Source organism: Pseudomonas sp. 9Ag, assembly GCF_902506445.1.
Taxonomy (GTDB): Bacteria; Pseudomonadota; Gammaproteobacteria; order Pseudomonadales; family Pseudomonadaceae; genus Stutzerimonas; species Stutzerimonas stutzeri_AB.
This window is the reverse complement of the sequence record NZ_LR733836.1, coordinates 272,368-289,703: the sequence shown is the minus strand read 5'-3', so window position 1 is coordinate 289,703 and position 17,336 is coordinate 272,368. Positions and strand designations below refer to the sequence as shown.

General features: G+C 63.1%; 12 protein-coding genes. 7 read left to right on the top strand and 5 right to left on the bottom strand.

The annotated features are described in order from the left end of the window. The first annotated feature begins 61 nt into the window (after positions 1 to 61). Positions 62 to 595 (top strand): sterol desaturase family protein, encoded by a 534-nt coding sequence (locus ALTERO38_RS01250; protein WP_102836767.1) that lies wholly within the window; start codon positions 62 to 64, stop codon positions 593 to 595. On the opposite strand, the gene ALTERO38_RS01245 is transcribed toward ALTERO38_RS01250, so the two are convergent. From ALTERO38_RS01245 to fni, 5 genes are read right to left on the bottom strand one after another with little or no spacing between them, the layout of a single operon-like run. Continuing rightward, entirely contained in the window at positions 549 to 1,481 is a 933-nt protein-coding gene (locus tag ALTERO38_RS01245) for a phytoene/squalene synthase family protein (protein WP_159966974.1), read from the bottom strand. The two genes, ALTERO38_RS01250 and ALTERO38_RS01245, sit on opposite strands and share 47 nt — an antisense overlap. Next, complete coding sequence (locus ALTERO38_RS01240) at positions 1,478 to 2,980, bottom strand: phytoene desaturase (protein WP_148925383.1); 1,503 nt, start codon at positions 2,978 to 2,980, stop codon at positions 1,478 to 1,480. The genes ALTERO38_RS01245 and ALTERO38_RS01240 overlap by 4 nt, the downstream gene beginning before the upstream one ends. Continuing rightward, a complete protein-coding gene (gene crtY, locus ALTERO38_RS01235) occupies positions 2,977 to 4,143 on the bottom strand; it encodes a lycopene beta-cyclase CrtY (protein ID WP_159966973.1) in 1,167 nt (388 codons plus the stop codon). The genes ALTERO38_RS01240 and crtY overlap by 4 nt, the downstream gene beginning before the upstream one ends. Next, positions 4,136 to 5,425 (bottom strand): glycosyltransferase, encoded by a 1,290-nt coding sequence (locus tag ALTERO38_RS01230; protein WP_159966972.1) that lies wholly within the window; start codon positions 5,423 to 5,425, stop codon positions 4,136 to 4,138. The genes crtY and ALTERO38_RS01230 overlap by 8 nt, the downstream gene beginning before the upstream one ends. 46 nt (positions 5,426 to 5,471) lie before the next feature. Continuing rightward, positions 5,472 to 6,521: a type 2 isopentenyl-diphosphate Delta-isomerase gene (gene fni / locus ALTERO38_RS01225; protein WP_159966971.1), complete on the bottom strand. Its 1,050-nt coding sequence runs from the start codon at positions 6,519 to 6,521 to the stop codon at positions 5,472 to 5,474. Positions 6,522 to 6,639: 118 nt separating this feature from the next. On the opposite strand from fni, the gene ALTERO38_RS01220 reads away from it, so the two are divergent. The 6 genes from ALTERO38_RS01220 to ALTERO38_RS01195 all read left to right on the top strand — a co-directional run bounded on the left by ALTERO38_RS01220 (position 6,640) and on the right by ALTERO38_RS01195 (position 17,159). After that, positions 6,640 to 7,545 (top strand): polyprenyl synthetase family protein, encoded by a 906-nt coding sequence (locus ALTERO38_RS01220; protein ID WP_159966970.1) that lies wholly within the window; start codon positions 6,640 to 6,642, stop codon positions 7,543 to 7,545. Between the two features lie 119 nt (positions 7,546 to 7,664). Next, positions 7,665 to 9,467 carry an acyl-CoA dehydrogenase gene (locus ALTERO38_RS01215; protein ID WP_159966969.1) on the top strand — a complete coding sequence of 601 codons (1,803 nt, stop codon included), beginning with the start codon at positions 7,665 to 7,667 and terminating at the stop codon, positions 9,465 to 9,467. 194 nt (positions 9,468 to 9,661) lie between these two features. After that, complete coding sequence (locus ALTERO38_RS01210; protein ID WP_148925389.1) at positions 9,662 to 11,407, top strand: potassium/proton antiporter; 1,746 nt, start codon at positions 9,662 to 9,664, stop codon at positions 11,405 to 11,407. A 108-nt stretch (positions 11,408 to 11,515) separates the two neighbouring features. Next, positions 11,516 to 14,818 (top strand): mechanosensitive channel MscK, encoded by a 3,303-nt coding sequence (gene mscK / locus ALTERO38_RS01205; protein ID WP_159966968.1) that lies wholly within the window; start codon positions 11,516 to 11,518, stop codon positions 14,816 to 14,818. An 81-nt stretch (positions 14,819 to 14,899) separates the two neighbouring features. Further along, positions 14,900 to 16,360 (top strand): protein adenylyltransferase SelO, encoded by a 1,461-nt coding sequence (gene selO / locus ALTERO38_RS01200; protein ID WP_159966967.1) that lies wholly within the window; start codon positions 14,900 to 14,902, stop codon positions 16,358 to 16,360. A 280-nt stretch (positions 16,361 to 16,640) separates the two neighbouring features. Further along, positions 16,641 to 17,159 (top strand): Hcp family type VI secretion system effector, encoded by a 519-nt coding sequence (locus tag ALTERO38_RS01195; protein ID WP_159966966.1) that lies wholly within the window; start codon positions 16,641 to 16,643, stop codon positions 17,157 to 17,159. Positions 17,160 to 17,336 lie beyond the last annotated feature (177 nt).

The following is a 17,336-nucleotide window of genomic DNA, read 5'->3' as shown; positions in this document are numbered from 1 at the left end:
TGGGTCCATTACGGCGACGTAGCGCGTAAACTGGCGTGACCTGCAGATGAACGGATCGGATATGACCGTGCTGACTAACACACTGGTATTTCTAGCGACCCTGGCCGGCATGGAGCTGTTTGCCTGGTGGGCGCACAAGTACGTGATGCATGGCTGGGGCTGGGGCTGGCACAAGTCACACCATGAGCCGCGCACCGGCTGGTTCGAGAAGAACGATCTGTATGCGGTGGTCTTCGCGGGGGTCGCGATCCTGCTGATCGCGCTGGGCACGGCGGGCTACGGCCCGCTGGAATGGATCGGCGCCGGGATGACGGCCTATGGCTTTCTCTACTTCGTCGCCCATGACGGGCTGGTGCATCACCGCTGGCCGCTGCGCTTCGTACCGCGCAATGGCTACCTCAAGCGGCTCTATCAGGCGCACCGCATGCACCATGCCGTTGAAGGGAAAGAGCGCTGCGTGTCCTTTGGATTCCTTTATGCGCCGCCGCTGCCGGTGCTCAAGCAGCAGCTGCGCGAGCTGCATGACGGGCCGCTGCGCAAGACAAACGCTAAGCCCGACGCGGACGTGTCCAGAGGGAATCGGGACGCGGCGTGAGTTGCATCCGACGCGAAGCCAACGCCAGCACACCACCGCCGAGGAGAAACTGCAGTTTCTGCGCGCTGGTCGTCGATACACGCGTGTCCCAGGCCGCAGCGCCTCGCGCTTTCACTTCCACACCAATCTGCCGATAAACGCCGTGCGCCGTGGCAATGGACCAGGCCGAACGCAATGGCAGGTCGCGCAACCCCTGCGAGGCCGACAGGTAGTAAGGCTCCGCCAGGTCGACCAGGCGCGCCGCGAGCAGCGCCAGCGCTGGCCGGTTGTACGGCATGCCTATTTGATCAGCCGGGATTCCCACTTCCGCGAGCCAGTCGGCCGGCAGATAGACACGACCGATCTCTGCGTCCTCGACGATATCCCGCGCAATATTGGTCAACTGAAACGCCAACCCCAAATCGCAGGCCCGGTCTAGCGTCCCCTCCGCTTCGGCGCCCATCACCTTCGCCATCATCAGGCCCACCACCCCGGCGACGCGGTAGCAGTACAGCAGCGTGTCGTCGAGAGTCTGATAGCGGTAGTCCTGCACATCCATGCGGAAGCCCGCCAGATGCTCCAACGGATATTCCAGAGGAATCCGATGACGTTGGATGACCTGCTGAAACGCAGCAAAAGCCGGATCCTGCATGGGCTCGCCGGCATAAGCGCGCTCGGTCAGGTCCACCAGCTCGGCCAGGCGCGCTTCTCCGGTGGAACGGTCACCTTCGACCTGGCCGTGCCCGAGAGTCTGGCCATCGATCACGTCGTCGCAATGCCTGCACCAGGCATAAAGCATCACCGCGCTTTGACGGGTGCGCTCGTCGAACAGCTTGGCCGCCGCCGCAAAACTCTTGGAGCCGACGTTGATCGCCTGGGTCGAGTGATCAATCACCTGATCGTTCATCCGGAGAGATCCTCCAGCATCAGGCCGGCCGTGGCCTTGGCCGAACCCACCACGCCCGGCACACCCGCACCGGGATGCGTGCCGGCACCGACGATGTAGAGGTTGGGAATCACGTCATCACGGTTGTGCGTGCGGAACCAGGCGCTCTGGGTGAGGATCGGCTCCAGCGAAAACGCCGAGCCGAGATGGGCGTTGAGCTCGTCGCGAAAATCGAACGGGGTGAAGATCCTGTGCGTGACCAAATCCTCGCGCAGCCCGGGAATGTAGTGACGTTCGAGGTATTCGAAGATGCGGTCGCGGTACTTTGGCCCCTCCACGGCCCAGTCGATGTCGGCCGTGCCCAGGTGCGGCACCGGCGCCAGCACGTAATGACTGGCACAGCCTTCCGGCGCCAGCGAGGGGTCAGTGACGCAAGGCGCATGCAGGTAGAGCGAGAAGTCATCAGCCAGGGTCTCGCGCTTGAAGATCTCATCGATCAGTTCGCGGTAGCGCGGCCCGAAGCACACCGTGTGGTGCTGCAAGTGTTCGTGACGGCGCTTGAGGCCGAAATGAATCACGAACAACGACATGGAAAAGCGCTTGCCGGAAAGCCGTTTGGCTTCGTCGCGACCACGCTGTTCATGCCCGAGCAGCTGCTTGTAGGTATTCACCACATCGGCATTCGAAGCCACCGCATCCGTGACGAAGCGGCGCCCGTCCCAGGTGACCACTGTCCTTGCCAGCCCACCGGAAAGTTCGATGCTCGCGACCTCGGCGTTCAGTTCCAGCTTGCCGCCCAGGTCTTCGAACAGCCTGACCATGCCCTGCACCAGCGCGCCAGTGCCACCGCGTGGAAACCAGACGCCCCCCTGCCGCTCCAGCGCGTGGATCAACGCATAGATGGAGGAGGTCTCGAACGGGTTGCCGCCCACCAACAGCGAGTGGAATGACAACGCCTGGCGCAGGCGCTCGTTCTCCACGAAGCTCGACACCATGCTGTACACGTTGCGCCAGGCCTGCAGCTTGGCCAGCTGCGGCGCGACGCCAATCATGCTGCGGAACGACAGGAAGGGCACGGTGCCGAGCTTGACGTAGCCCTCCTCGTACACCGCACGTGAATAGGCGAGAAAGCGCTGGTAGCCGGCAACATCCTTCGGGTTCAGCGCATGGATCTGTTTGTCCAGCTCGGCCTGGTCGTTGACGTAGTCGAAACTGTAGCCATCTTCCCAGCACAGCCTGTAGAACGGGCTGACCGGCAGCAGTTCGACGTAATCGGCCATGCGCTTGCCGGCGCCGGTGAAGAGTTCTTCCAGCGCAGGCGGATCGGTGATGACCGTCGGCCCCGCATCGAAGGTGAAGCCCTGGTCGTGATAGACGTAGGCGCGGCCGCCCGGCTTGTCGCGCTTTTCCAGCACCGTGGTCTGGATGCCGGCACGTTGTAGCCGAATCGCCAGCGCCAGTCCGCCGAAACCGGCCCCAATCACCACCGCCCGCTTCACAACGCCAGTTGCCTCGTTCATTGCTTTTCCTTGTGGTGCAGATTGCCGGCGGCCAGCGCTCGCAGCGCTTCGCCCACCGGCACGGGAGGTTTGCCCGAGACGATGCGCAAGCGGTCCCAGGTGGTCAGGTCTGCTGCGTAGAAGCGCTGGATCAGCGATTCCCGCAGACCGTAGAAGCGCTGCATGACCGCCCAGCGTCGATCCGCCGGCCCAGCCATGAACAGCATGCGATTGAGCAGGCGGAAGAACCCGCGCTGCCGCCACTGCAGCATCGAATAGTCGCGAATCGCCGCGAACAGGCTGTCGGCATCCCAGCGGTCCAGCGCGACCAGATGATCGGCCAGACGCACCGCATCAGGCAGGGAATAGCCAGTGGTGGGGTGGAACAGGGCGGCTGACAGCCCCGTCTGCGGCACGCCGCACGCCTCATCCCAGAACGCCGGCAGGTCGCCTGACAGCACGATGGGCAATACGCCCTGCTCTTCGCGCAGCATCTTGGCGATGCGCCAGTCGCGTGCCTCGGCGTAGCGCCGGATGTTGTCTCGCGAAGTGCCCGGCGCAACGGCATCGCCGTCGGCGTAATAGGTGTCCTCAATCAGGAGGGTGTCGGCGCTGAGCGGCAACACATAGACGAACCGGTAACCATCCTGCTGAGCGACGCTGGCGTCCATGATGATCGGCTCCTGCAAGCCATGCGGCTCATGCAGGCGCAGCTCCTGCCCGAGAAACTTCTGGAAGCCCAGCGCCAGCTGATCGGTCCGGCGCACGCCGCGCCCATCAATCACCGCCCCGGCGCGCAGAACATCGCCGCAACCCAGTCGCACCTGGCGCGGCTCTGCCCGGGTGACGGTGGTGTTCAGGCGCACCCCGTCTGCCAGTTCCGACATCAGCAGCCGATGAAATCGATCAGAAAAAATGCTGGCGTAGCCACTGCCCAGCCGGCGCTGCATATCCGGGAAAATCACTTCATAGCCAGGCCAGCGATTGCCCACCAGCGGCTCCAGCCAGGCCTGCTGGGCTGGCGTCAGGTCGTGCTCGTGAAAGGACCAGGTATGGTTGCCGCCGAGGGTTTCACCCTGCTCGATAATCAACAACCGCAAATCCGGACGCGCCTGCCGCAAGCGCAGGGCCAGCAGCCCATTGGCCAGACCGCCACCGACCAGGATCAGGTCCGCATCAGCCATGTTCTGCCCTCTGCAAGGCCGGTGCTTCAGCATCGAGCGCCGCCTCGATCAATTTTGCCGCCCGCGGCGCCCCGCCGGCCGCGCGTACCTCGTCGCCCAGCTCCCTGGCACGCTCGGCAAAGCCGGGCTCGCGTAACAGTCGCCGCAGCCCCTGCACAATGCGTCGACGACTGGCCAAGCGCGGGTCGAGCTTCAAGCCCACGCCGGCATGCACCACCCGAGCAGCCACACCGGGCTGATCGAACGCAATCGGCAATGCAAGGCTTGGCACCCCTGCTTCTAGCGCGTCGAGCACGGTGTTGAGCCCGGCATGGGTAATCACGGCATCCGCTCGCGCCAGCACCGCACGCTGCGGCGCGAAATCGGTGACCCAGCTGGCGCCTGCCTTGAGCAGCCGTCGCTCTTGCGACGCATCCAGACGACCACAGTGGGCGATCAAGAGCTGCAGATCCAGCTCGCGACAGGCCGCAGCGATGCGCCGGAACAGGCCGAAGCGATCGCCCTGCAGGGTGCCCAGCGAGGCGAATACGAATGGCCTGCCGGGCGCGACCGGAATATCCAGCGGTGGCTCGTCACTCAGCGCCGAACGCAGCGGGCCGATGCCGTGGAAATGTTCGGGCAGCGACGTACGCGGGAAATCGAAACCGGGGGTTGTCTGGCTCAGCTGCAGCAGCGGCGACAAGCATTCATCGAGGCGTTGGCGAGGCGGCAGGCCAAACGCGGCCGCATGGCGTGCGATGACCGCGGCGTGCGCTTGCATGGCGCGGTCATAGACACCACTGCTGTGCAAGTTCAGCTGCTCGCCCCAGGGCGTAGCACGATAGCGCCAGGGCATGACCGGCAGCGGCACCAGCGCTTCGCGATTGACCGGCAATGCGCAGGCCACCGACACGAACGGCAGCCCGAGATGCTCGGCCACAAGCCCACCGGCCGGCTCCATCTGATCGGCGATTATGCAGTCTGCACCGATGGCGCGAAGCACAGCTGGCGCCTCTCGGCAGTACATATCAGTCGCTGAGGCCATATCAGCAATCACGCGGCGTATGCCCCATGGCCCGCCGGGCCGCGCGGCACGGTCGATCACCGCCTGGAGCGAGCCTGGCGGATGCGAGCCCGCGCCGACCTGGGCAAACCCCAGGCGAGGGTCGCGCAGCATCGCGGCAACGTCTGCCTGCTGCACGACCGTCACCCGGTGACCGCGTGCCAGCAGCTCACCGGCGACCGCCTCCATGGCCCGCACATGGCTGTGAAACGCCGGCCCGATCACGGCGAAATGAGTCATTTAAGCGAACCTCGCCGGTCGGCCGGTTGGCAGTCGTGCCGCTGCATCACAGCGTCGAGGGATCGAAGGGTGCCAGCAGCGGCGCCTTGGCCAGCGCCGCCAGACTCGCCGAACCGGTGCAGAAGCAGGCGATGCGCAGCTGCTCGCTCAACACCTGTAAATGTGCGACCACGGCGTCCGGACTGATCAGCGCCGCGTCCAGCACACCGGCGGCCTGGCCCACCAGGTTGGCGCCGAGGCGAATTGCCTTGGCCGCATCAATACCGTCCCGAATGCCCCCTGATGCAATCAGCTGCGCGTTCGGGCAGGCGCGGCGAACGTTCGAGATCGCCTGCGCGCTGGGTATGCCCCAGCCGGTAAATGCCTTGGCGATGGCGCGCTGTTGCGGGTCCAGGGTGCGTTCAGCCTCCACCGCTGCCCAGCTGGTGCCCCCTGCGCCGGCGACGTCGATCACCGACACACCTGCATCGAGCAGTCGCTGCGCCACGCTCGGCGAAATACCCGCACCGACCTCCTTGGCCACCAACGGCACCGGCAAGCGCGAGGCCAGCGCTTCGAGCGCTGCGTACACGCCTTGCCAGTTGCGATCACCGCCGACCTGCACCGCTTCCTGCAACGGGTTGAGGTGAATGATCAGCGCATCGGCCTCGATCATGTCGACGGCTCGCTGCGCCTCGTCCAACCCGTAACCGGCGACTAGCTGGGCGGCGCCGAAGTTGGCCAGCAATGGGATCGAGGGCGCGAGTTCGCGCAGCTGCAGGGTCAGCCCCTGATCCGCATCAGTTTCCAGCGCGATTCGTTGTGAGCCAACCGCCAGCGCAATGCCAAGCACCTGCGCCGCCTCTGCCAGGTTTCGATTGATCTGCGTGGCCCGTGCCGCGCCGCCCGTCATCGAGCTGATCAGCAATGGGGCCGAAAGGGTCCGGCCAAACAACGAGGCGCGAATATCGATGTCGTCCAGACGCAACTCCGGCACCGCGCAGTGCTCGAAGGTCAGGGCGGCGTAGCCCGGGTCTACCATGGAACAGGCGCGACGCGGGTCGAGAACGATGTCCAGATGATCGTTCTTACGTTCCGCAATAGTTTCTTTAGTCATGCAGCGCCTCGTTTGATGACCTTATGTGGACGGTAGTGGTCATTAAAAGTGCCAAGACTTATACACTCTGTACAGGTATTGTCACGATATCTAACGAAAAACGATACAGGAGGTCGTCATGGCCATCGCTTTGCCAGACGCGCAACACGACTTCGAACGGACAGTCAGTACGCTGCGTGCCCAGGTTGACGAACGGCTAGGCCAATGGCTACCGCTAGCCCCCCCGCAGGATGCCATCGCCACGGCCATGCGCGAAGGAACCCTCGCGCCGGGCAAGCGCGTCCGCCCACTGCTCCTGCTGCTGACCCTCAAGGATCTGCAGCAGGAAACGACGGCGTCCGATACCGGGCTCGATCTGGCCTGTGCTTTGGAAATGGTGCATGCGGCGTCACTGTTTCTTGATGACATGCCGTGCATGGACAACGCCGAGCTGCGCCGCGGCCGGCCGACCATCCACCGCCAGTTCGGCGAAGATGTCGCGGTCCTGGGCTCGGTCGCACTGCTCAGCCAAGCCTTCAGCATAGCGGCCACGACAGCCGGCATTGAGGCATCGATACGCAATCAGCTGGTGCGTCTGCTGTCGCAAGCCACCGGGGCGCAGGGTCTGGTTCGCGGCCAGTTTCACGATCTACGCGAGGGGCAGCGCGCCCGCCCGCTGGAAGCCATCGCCCATACCAACCGCCTGAAGACCTGCCCGCTGTTCACGGCGGCGGTGGAGTCCGCTGCGTTACTGGCCGACGCCAGCGCCAGTTGCACACGCCACCTCAACGGGTTTGCCACCGAACTCGGGCTGGCCTTCCAGCTCCTCGACGATCTGGCCGACGGGCTCAGCCCGCAGCAGATCGGCAAGGATTCAGGCAAAGACGCCGGCAAGAGCACCGTCGTCGCCCTGCTCGGCCCCGAGGCGGCTCGCCAGCATGTCGAAGGCCACCTGGCGCGTGCCGAACAACACCTGATCGACGCAGGCATCGGTGACGGTCACCTCGCGCAGTTGCTCGAATATTTCTGCGCAAGGCCACACTGAGCCCGCTGGGGCAAGTCCTAGAAGACGCTGCTGTGTCGACCCATCACTCGAATGTATGGTGCTAGGCAGCCGTCTCGCCGGCTCCTTAGACTCGAGTGCATGTAAACGGAGGAATTTTCATGCCCGAGACTCTGCTCTGCCCGCGTAACCTCGCCTTCGAACTCTATGAAGTGCTGGACGCAGAAGGCCTGACCCAGCGTGAGCGTTTCGCTGACCACAGTCGCGAAACCTTCGACGCGGCCATCGACACCGCCCGCAGCATCGCCGAGAACCTCTTTGCCCCGCACAACCGCAAGGCCGACGAGAACGAACCGATCTACAAGGACGGCGAAGCCGTACTGATCCCGGAAGTGAAGCCTGCCGTCGATGCGTTCATCGAGGCCGGTTTCCACAACGCCTCGCGCAGCTTCAACGACGGCGGCATGCAGTTGCCCAACCTTTTATCCCGTGCCTGCTTCGCTCATTTCCAGTCGGCCAACATCGGCACCTCTTCGTACCCGATGCTGACCATGGGCGCCTCGCACCTCATCGAAGTGTTCGGCAGTGACGAGCAGAAGCAGCGCTTTCTCCAGCCGATGCTCGAAGGCCGTTTCTTCGGCACCATGGCGCTGACCGAGCCGCATGCCGGCTCATCCCTGTCGGACCTGCGCACCCGCGCCGAACCGGCGGACGACGGCACCTATCGCCTCAAGGGCAACAAAATCTTCATCTCCGGCGGCGACCATCCGCTATCGGAGAACATCGTGCATATGGTGCTGGCCAAGCTGCCGGACGCTCCGCCCGGCGTAAAAGGCATCAGCCTGTTCATCGTACCCAAGTTCCTGGTCAACGATGACGGATCGCTGGGCAAGCGCAACGATGTGATCCTTGCCGGGTTGTTCCACAAGATGGGCTGGCGCGGCACCACCTCTACTGCATTGAACTTCGGCGATAACGGCGAGTGCGTCGGCTATCTGGTGGGCGAGCCGCACAAGGGCCTGTCGTACATGTTCCAGATGATGAACGACGCGCGTATCGGGGTCGGCATGGGCGCGATCATGCTCGGTTACGCCGGCTACCTGTACTCGCTCAACTACGCCCGCGAGCGTCCGCAAGGCCGCCTGCCCGATGGCAAGAACCCGGCATCGGCGCAGGTGCCGATCATTCAGCACACTGACATCAAGCGCATGCTGCTGATGCAGAAAGCCTATGTCGAAGGATCCTTTGATCTTGGCCTCTATGCCGCGCGCATCGTCGACGAAGAGCAGACTGCGGCAACCGAGGAAGAGCGCAAGAATGCCCACGAACTGCTGGACCTGCTGACGCCCATCGTCAAATCCTGGCCGTCGGAGTTCTGCCTCAAGGCCAACGAGATGGCGATCCAGATTCTCGGCGGCCACGGTTACACCCGTGAATACCCGGTCGAGCAGTACTACCGCGACAACCGGCTCAACCCGATTCACGAGGGCACCCACGGCATCCAGTCGCTCGACCTGCTGGCACGCAAGCTGACGCAGAACGGTGGCGCGGGGCTGCGTCAACTGCTCGGCCTGATCCAGGGCACCTGCAAGCGCGCTGGCGAGTTCAGCTCGCTGGATGCACTGCGTCAGCCATTGGAGAAGCTTCTGGCCCGTCTGACCGAGGTCACCCAGGCCCTGCTTGGCGATCTGATGGCTGGCAAGATCGATCAGGCATTGGCCAACTCGGCGCTGTACCTGAAGGTCTTCGGTCATGCCGTGATCGGCTGGCGCTGGCTGGAACAGGCGATACGCGCAGAACAAGGCCTGGCCAAGGGTAACGAGGCAGATGTCGATTTCTACCGCGGCAAGCTCCAGGCTGCACGCTACTTCCTGACCTGGGAAGTGCCGAGCTGCCATCACGACTTGGATCTGCTGGCCGGTCGTGACGACACTTGCCTGAGCATGCAGGAAAACTGGTTCTAACCGGGCACCCGGCACGCGCTGCACTGGCGCGTGTCGGCGTCTCACCACTCCCCTGCCGCCTAGCAGCGGCTCTGCGCCCTCTTCGAAACGCCCGTCGCTCTGCCGGGCTTTTTTGACAGCACGTCAAAACCGCGGGTTAGAATCGCTGGCATGCAGCCTGCATGCTTGCCAGCACTAACCTTCGGAGAGCGCGTTTGGATATCGGCCATATCAACCAACTGTTCTTTGTCGGTGCCCTGTTGGTTGCGGCGAGCATCCTGATGAGCTCTCTGTCGACACGCCTCGGCGTGCCCATCCTTGTCATCTTTCTCGCGGTCGGCATGCTCGCAGGCGTCGACGGTATCGGCGGCATCGTCTTCGACGACTACTCGCTGGCCTTTCTGATCAGCAACCTGGCGCTCGCGATCATCCTGCTCGACGGCGGTATGCGCACCCGCGCCGCCACCTTCCGCGTCGCGCTCTGGCCAGCCTTTTCGCTGGCGACTGCAGGTGTCGTGGTGACTTCCGGCCTGACCGGCCTGGCCGCGGCCTGGCTGTTCGATCTGCCGCTGATGCAGGGGCTGTTGATCGGTGCCATCGTGGGCTCCACCGACGCTGCTGTGGTCTTCAACCTGCTCAACGGCCGGGGGCTCAACGAACGGGTCGGTTCGACGCTTGAGATCGAGTCGGGCAGCAACGATCCGATGGCCATGTTTCTGACCGTCGCGCTGATCGACATGCTCGCATCCGGTCAGACCGGGTTCGGCTGGGGCTTCTTCCTCAGCCTCTTGCAACAATTCGGCATCGGCACCCTCCTCGGGCTGTCCGGCGGCTGGCTGTTGCTGCACCTGATCAACCGTCTCTCGGTGGCGGACGGTCTTTATCCGCTGCTGGCGGTGGCCGGCGGCATCATGATCTACGCGCTGTCCGGCGCCATCGGCGGCAGCGGCATTCTCGCCGTCTATGTCTGCGGCCTGCTGTTGGGCAACCGGCCGATCCGCAACCGCCACGGCATTCTGCACATGTTCGACGGCCTCGCCTGGCTCAGCCAGATCGGCATGTTCCTTGTGCTCGGCCTGCTACTCACACCCAGCGAGCTGCTGCCCATCGCCCTGCCGGCACTGGGCTTGTCGCTGTGGATGATCCTGTTTGCACGCCCATTGGCCGTGTTCATCGGCCTGGCACCGTTTCGCAGCTTCCACTTGCGCGAGCGCCTGTTCATTTCATGGATCGGCCTGCGCGGCGCAGTGCCGGTGATCCTCGCGGTCTTTCCGCTGATGGCCGGGTTGGAAAACGCTCAACTGTTCTTCAACGTGGCGTTCTTCATCGTGCTGGTTTCGCTGCTGCTTCAAGGCACCACGCTGACCTGGGCGGCGAAGAAGGCCAAGGTCGAGGTGCCGCCCTCGCCACTGCCGATCTCCCGCGCCGGGTTGCAGATTCACACCACCAGCCAGTGGGAAATGTTCATCTATCGCCTGACCGCCAAGAAGTGGTGCATCGGCGCCGCACTGCGTGAGTTGAAGATGCCCACCGGTACACGCATCGCCGCGCTGTTCCGCGGCAAGGCCCTGCTGCACCCCTCCGGCAGCACCCGCTTGCAGGTGGACGACATTCTCTGTGTCATCGGCCACGAAGAAGACCTGCCGGCGCTCGGCAAACTGTTCAGCGAGGCGCCACAGCGCGGGCGAGACATGCGCTTCTTTGGTGACTTCATCCTCGAAAGCGAGGCCGAAATGAGCGCCCTTGCGGCGCTGTACGGTTTGAAACTCGGGGATGTCGCCGGCGACCAGACGATCGGGGAATTCATGGCCGAGCGCGTCGGTGGCAAGCCGGTCACCGGCGATCAGATCGAATGGAATGGCCTGACCTGGACCATCGCGACCATGGAGCACGGCCGGGTGCGCAAGGTCGGCTTGAAGTTTCCCGAGGGCAACAAACCAGGTCCCTCGCTGCATTTCTGATCGCTGAACGAGCGCAACGCCCCGCGCCAGAGCGTTCCGATCTATGGGCTCGCCTCGGCCTCCTGCAGCCCTTAGACTCCGCACTCTTTTCTTCACTCGATAACGTTCATGGCACCCTTGCGTACCCTGTTGCTCGCGACCTTGCTCGCCTTCGCTCCCGCTTCGACCTTCGCCCAGTCCATCCCCGGGCTGACCGGCAGCAAGCCGGCTGCCGAGGAGGCGAAACCCGCACAGCCGAGCGCGGACGAGCGCGCCCAACGCCTTGCCGAGCAGGCCGCTACCGCACAACAACGGTTGACCGAACTGAAGGCCGAACTGGCCAGTGCGCCGAAGGAAATTGTCGAGTCCCAGCGGGCGCTGAGCAAACTCAAAGGCATCGACACCAGCGACCTGGCCGACAGGCTGGCCAAGCTGAAGGTCCCGGCACTGGAGCAGCGCCTGGCCAAACGCGTCGAGGAGCTATCGACCTGGCAAACGGCTCTGACCGCCGCCAACAGCATGATCATCAGCGCGCAAACCCGCCCCGAGCGCGCCCAGGCCGACATCAGCAAGTCGCAGACTCGGATCGACGAGATCAACAATCTGCTCAAGACCGGCCGTGAAGGCGGTAAGCCACTGAGTGATGAACGCCGCGAACTGCTTGCCGCGGAGAAATCCGCACTCAATGCCCAGATCGACTTGCGCCGCAACGAGCTGGCCGGCAACAGCCTGCTGCAGGACTTGGGCATCGCCCGCCGCGATCTGCTGTCAGAACGCATCACCCGCGCCGAGCGCGAAACCATGGCGCTGCAGGCGGCCATCAACAACAAGCGTCGCGAGGAATCCGAACAAACGGTTGCCGAGTTTTCACTGAAAGCCGAGAAGGCCGGCTCCGACAAGCTGCTGCCGGCGGAAAGCGCCGAGAACAAGCGCCTGTCTGGCTACCTGCTACGCGCCACCGAGCGGCTCAACGACCTGACCCAGCTAAACCTGCAGACCCGACAACAGCTCGACACACTCAACCAGGCCGATCAGGCGCTGGAAGAGCAGATCGCCGTGCTTGAAGGCAGCCTGCTGCTGTCGAAGATTCTTTATCAACAGAAGCAGGCCCTGCCGCAGCTGACGCTGGACAAGGACCTCGCCGATGAAATCGCTGACATTCGCCTCTACCAGTTCGAACTGAACCAGCGCCGTGAAACCGCGGGCAACGTCGAGGACTATGTCGAGCAGCAACTCGCCAACCAACCCCCCGGCGAGGTGACGCCTGAGCTGCGCAGTGCGCTGCTGGAGCTGGTTCGCACCCGCAGCGAGCTGCTTGATCGGCTCAACCACTCACTGAACGCCCTGCTCAGCGAATCGATCACGCTGCAGCTGAATCAGCGCCAGCTACAGAGCAAGGCAGAAGCCTTGCGCAACACGCTGGACGAGCAGATGTTCTGGATTCCCAGCAACCGCCCGCTGGACCTGGACTGGTTCAAAAGCGTGCCGACGCTGCTCGATCGCCAGTTACGCGCAATGCCGTGGGGCTCGGCATTCGGTGCGCTGGGCGCCGGTCTGATCGAGCGGCCGTTGTTCTTCGTGCCGCTACTGCTGCTGATCGGCGTGCTGCTCTGGCGCCGCAACGCGATCAACGCCAAGCTCGACTCGTTAAGCGCTGACATCGGTCATTTCCGCCATGACAGCCAGCTACACACCCCCTTGGCACTGCTCTTGAACCTGCTGCTGGCGCTGCCGGGAGCCCTCTTCCTCGCGCTGTGCGGCTATCTGCTGCAGATGGACGGCCGCGGGCAGAACATCAGCCTGGGTGCCGCGTTCTATCAAATGGCCCAGGCCTGGCTGGTGTTCTACAGCGCCTACCGCATGCTCTCGCCCAATCGCGTCGCCGAGGCGCACTTCGGCTGGTTCCGGCCGCAGGTGGCCTTCCTGCGCAACGAAATCCGGCGGCTGGGCCTGGTGGTCATGGCGCTGGTGGCCGTGGTGGCAATTGCCGAGCATCAGCCGGCCGGCCTGGTCGACGACGTGGTCGGCATCGTCGTGGTGCTGGTCTGTTTTGCGCTGATGAGCTGGCGCCTGATGCGCCTGCTGCGCAAGGGCCCGTCGAGCCAGAACGCGCCGCCGGTGCGGCGTTTCATCGGCCTGCTGTTCAGCGTGTTGCCCCTGGCGCTGATCCTGGTGGTGGGTTTCGGCTATTACTACACGGCCTTGAAACTGACAGGTCGCCTGATCGACACCTTGTATCTGCTGCTGGCCTGGATCGTCATCGAAGCGACGCTGATCCGCGGCCTGACTGTGGCCGCACGACGCCTCGCCTATCAGCGGGCGCTGTCCAAGCGCGAAACCCAGACCGACGAGGCGATGGACAACAGCGAGTCAACCGGCGACACCGCGCTGGATATCGAGCAGGTCAACCAGCAGTCGCTGCGCCTCACACGACTGGCGATGTTCGGCCTGTTCTTTGTGGTGCTCTACTGGGTTTGGGCCGACCTGATCAGTGTCGTCTCGTACCTGGATAACGTGGTGCTCTACGAATTCGTCAGTGGCACGGGCGATGCGGCCACCACCAACGCGATCACGCTGAACAACTTGCTCGGCGCCCTGCTGATCGTCGCCATTACGATAGCGGTGGCACGCAATCTGCCGGGGCTTCTGGAAGTGCTGGTGCTGTCGAAAATGCATCTGGCGCAGGGCAGCGCCTATGCCACTACGACCCTGCTGTCGTACCTGCTGGCCGGTATCGGCATCGTATCCACGCTGTCGACCCTTGGCGTCAGCTGGGACAAATTGCAGTGGCTGGTGGCTGCGCTTTCTGTGGGTCTCGGCTTCGGCATGCAGGAGATCTTCGCCAACTTCATTTCCGGCCTGATCATCCTCTTCGAACGCCCGGTACGGATCGGCGACGTGGTGACCATTGGCAACCTGTCGGGTACGGTCAGCCGCATACGTATCCGCGCCACCACCATCACTGACTTCGACCGCAAAGACATCATTGTTCCGAACAAGACGTTTATCACCGGCCAGCTGGTGAACTGGTCGCTGAGCGACACCGTCACCCGCGTGACGATCAAGGTCGGCGTGGCCTATGGTTCGGATCTGGATCTGGCCAGAAAACTGCTCTACAAAGCCGCCCAGGAAAACCCGCGAGTGCTCAAGGACCCGGAGCCACTGGTCCTGTTCCTCAACTTCGGCGAAAGCACGCTGGATCACGAGTTGCGTATCCACGTGCGCGACCTTGGCGACCGCAACCCGGCAACCGACGAGATCAACCGCTATATCGACCGCGAGTTTTCCAAGGCGGGGATCAATATCGCGTTCCGTCAGGTCGATGTGTTCCTGAAAAACCTTGACGGCAAAGTGCTGCAGCTGGGTACAGCGCCGCGATTGAATCAACCTGACGACAAGCCAAGCGCGCCGCCAGCCGACAGCCAGACCTGAGGAACATCAACGGCGGCCTGGCACTCCAAAACCTGAGCGCGCCCGTAACCGGGCGCCGACCCGCACATTGCCGGAGCCGCTGTGAAAACGCTTACCGAGCTGCAGTTCGACAATCGCTTCGCCCGCCTTGGCGACGTGTTCTCCACCGAGGTCACACCCCAGCCGCTGGAACAGCCGCGACTGGTGGTCGCCAGCGAAGCCGCGATGGGCTTGCTCGATCTCGACCCACCCAGCCGCGACGATACGCTGTTCACCGAGCTGTTCTCAGGCCACAAGCTCTGGGCCACGGCGCAGCCGCGGGCGATGGTCTATTCCGGCCACCAGTTCGGCAGCTACAACCCGCAGCTGGGTGATGGACGTGGGCTGCTGCTCGGTGAAGTGGTCAACGAGGCCGGTGAACACTGGGATCTGCACCTTAAAGGCGCCGGCATGACGCCTTATTCCCGCATGGGTGATGGCCGTGCTGTGCTGCGTTCATCGATCCGCGAGTTCCTGGCCAGTGAGCACCTGCATGCGCTGGGCATTCCCAGTTCCCGCGCGCTCTGCGTGACCGGTTCGGATACGCCGGTCTACCGTGAGCGCCAAGAGCGCGGCGCGATGCTGATGCGCCTCGCGCCCAGCCATGTGCGCTTCGGCCATTTCGAATTCTTCTACTACACCAAGCAGCACGACGAGCTGAAGAAGCTGCTCGATCATGTTGTCGAGAGCCACTTCTCCGAATGCCTGGAGCACCCGGAGCCTTACCATGCCTTCTTCCGTGAAGTGCTGGAGCGCACCGCCGAGATGGTCGCCAGATGGCAGGCGTACGGCTTCTGCCACGGCGTGATGAACACGGACAACATGTCCATCCTCGGCATCACGTTCGACTTCGGGCCCTACGCCTTTCTCGATGACTTCGATGCGCGCTTCATCTGCAATCATTCCGACCACGCCGGTCGGTATTCCTACGAGAATCAGGTGCCGATTGCGCACTGGAACCTCGCCGCGCTGGCGCAGGCACTGACGCCCTTTATCGCCATCGAACAATTGCGCGCAACCATGGACCTGTTCCTGCCGATCTACGAAGCGGCGTGGCTGGATCTGATGCGCAAGCGGCTGGGCTTGCAGACCGCCGAGGACAGCGACAAAGAGTTGATTCAGCGCTTGCTGCAATTGATGCAGAGCAGCGCCATCGACTACACGCGCTTCTTCCGCGAACTCGGCGACAGCCCGGCAGAGCTGGTCCTCGCGCGGCTGCGCGAGGATTTCATCGACATCACGGCTTTCGATGACTGGGCCGCTACTTACAGCCAACGTAGCGAACGCGAAGGCAACGATCACGAAGCGCGCCGGGCACGCATGCACGCGGCCAACCCGAAGTACATCCTGCGCAATTACCTGGCGCAAAAGGCAATCGAGGCCGCCGAGGCCGGTGATTACGGCCCGGTGCGTGAGCTGCATCAGGTGCTAAGCCGCCCCTTCGACGAGCAACCAGGCATGGAGCGCTACGCTGAGCGTCCTCCGGAGTGGGGCAAGCACCTGGAAATCAGCTGCTCATCCTGAGTCCGGGACTGCGCAATATGCTGCGCATTGTTTAACCGCTGAACCTGGCTACCCCAGCTGCAAGGCGCACAGTCGCAGGGCTTGAGCGCACTTGCGCCAAACCTTGCGCAGCGCTCGGCAGAAAGTTGCCCAGCTAAATGTGAGCCGTCCCCCACTCGGGCTGAAACATAGAACGGAATCCTATCTAAGCTACTGATCTACATATACTTTTATACTTTGGCATGCACCTTGTACTAGTGTTTGGGCCATTCCGGCACTCAACAAGGCAAGGAGAGCGTTCATGCCAACACCAGCGTATCTGTCCCTCGAAGGCACCAAGCAAGGCCTGATCACTGCAGGCACTTTTACCGAGGACTCGGTCGGCAATATTTTCCAGGAAGGACACGAAGACCAGATTCTGGTGCAGGCCTTCCAGCACCAGGTCATCATTCCGCGTGACCCGCAGTCCGGCCAACCAACCGGCCAGCGCGTTCATAAGCCGCTGATGATCACCAAAGTATTCGACAAGTCGTCGCCACTGATCTTTAACTCCCTGACTTCCGGCGAGCGACTGAACAAGTGCCGCCTGGAGTGGTACCGCACGTCTTCGACGGGTACTCAGGAGCACTATTTCACCATCGAACTGGAAGACGCGGTAATTGTTGACGTGCAGTCACGCATGCCCAACTGCCAGGATCCGAACATGTCCCACTTCACTCATCTGGAAGACGTGTACTTCACCTACCGCAAAATCGTCTGGACCCACGAAGTCTCCGGCACTTCCGGCTCCGATGACTGGCGCACCCCGATCTCGGCCTAAGCCCGGATCAGGCCTCGCGGCCACTGTTACCTCACATCGGCCAGGCTTACCTGGCCGATGCGTTTTCAGCCGACAGATGCAGTAAACAACGCAGTGCTTCACACGACCAATTTCCCAAAAGGGCGAAAATAGCTGCCAGATTTTTGCGGAACTGGGTGCTGCTCCAATCCGCGTTAC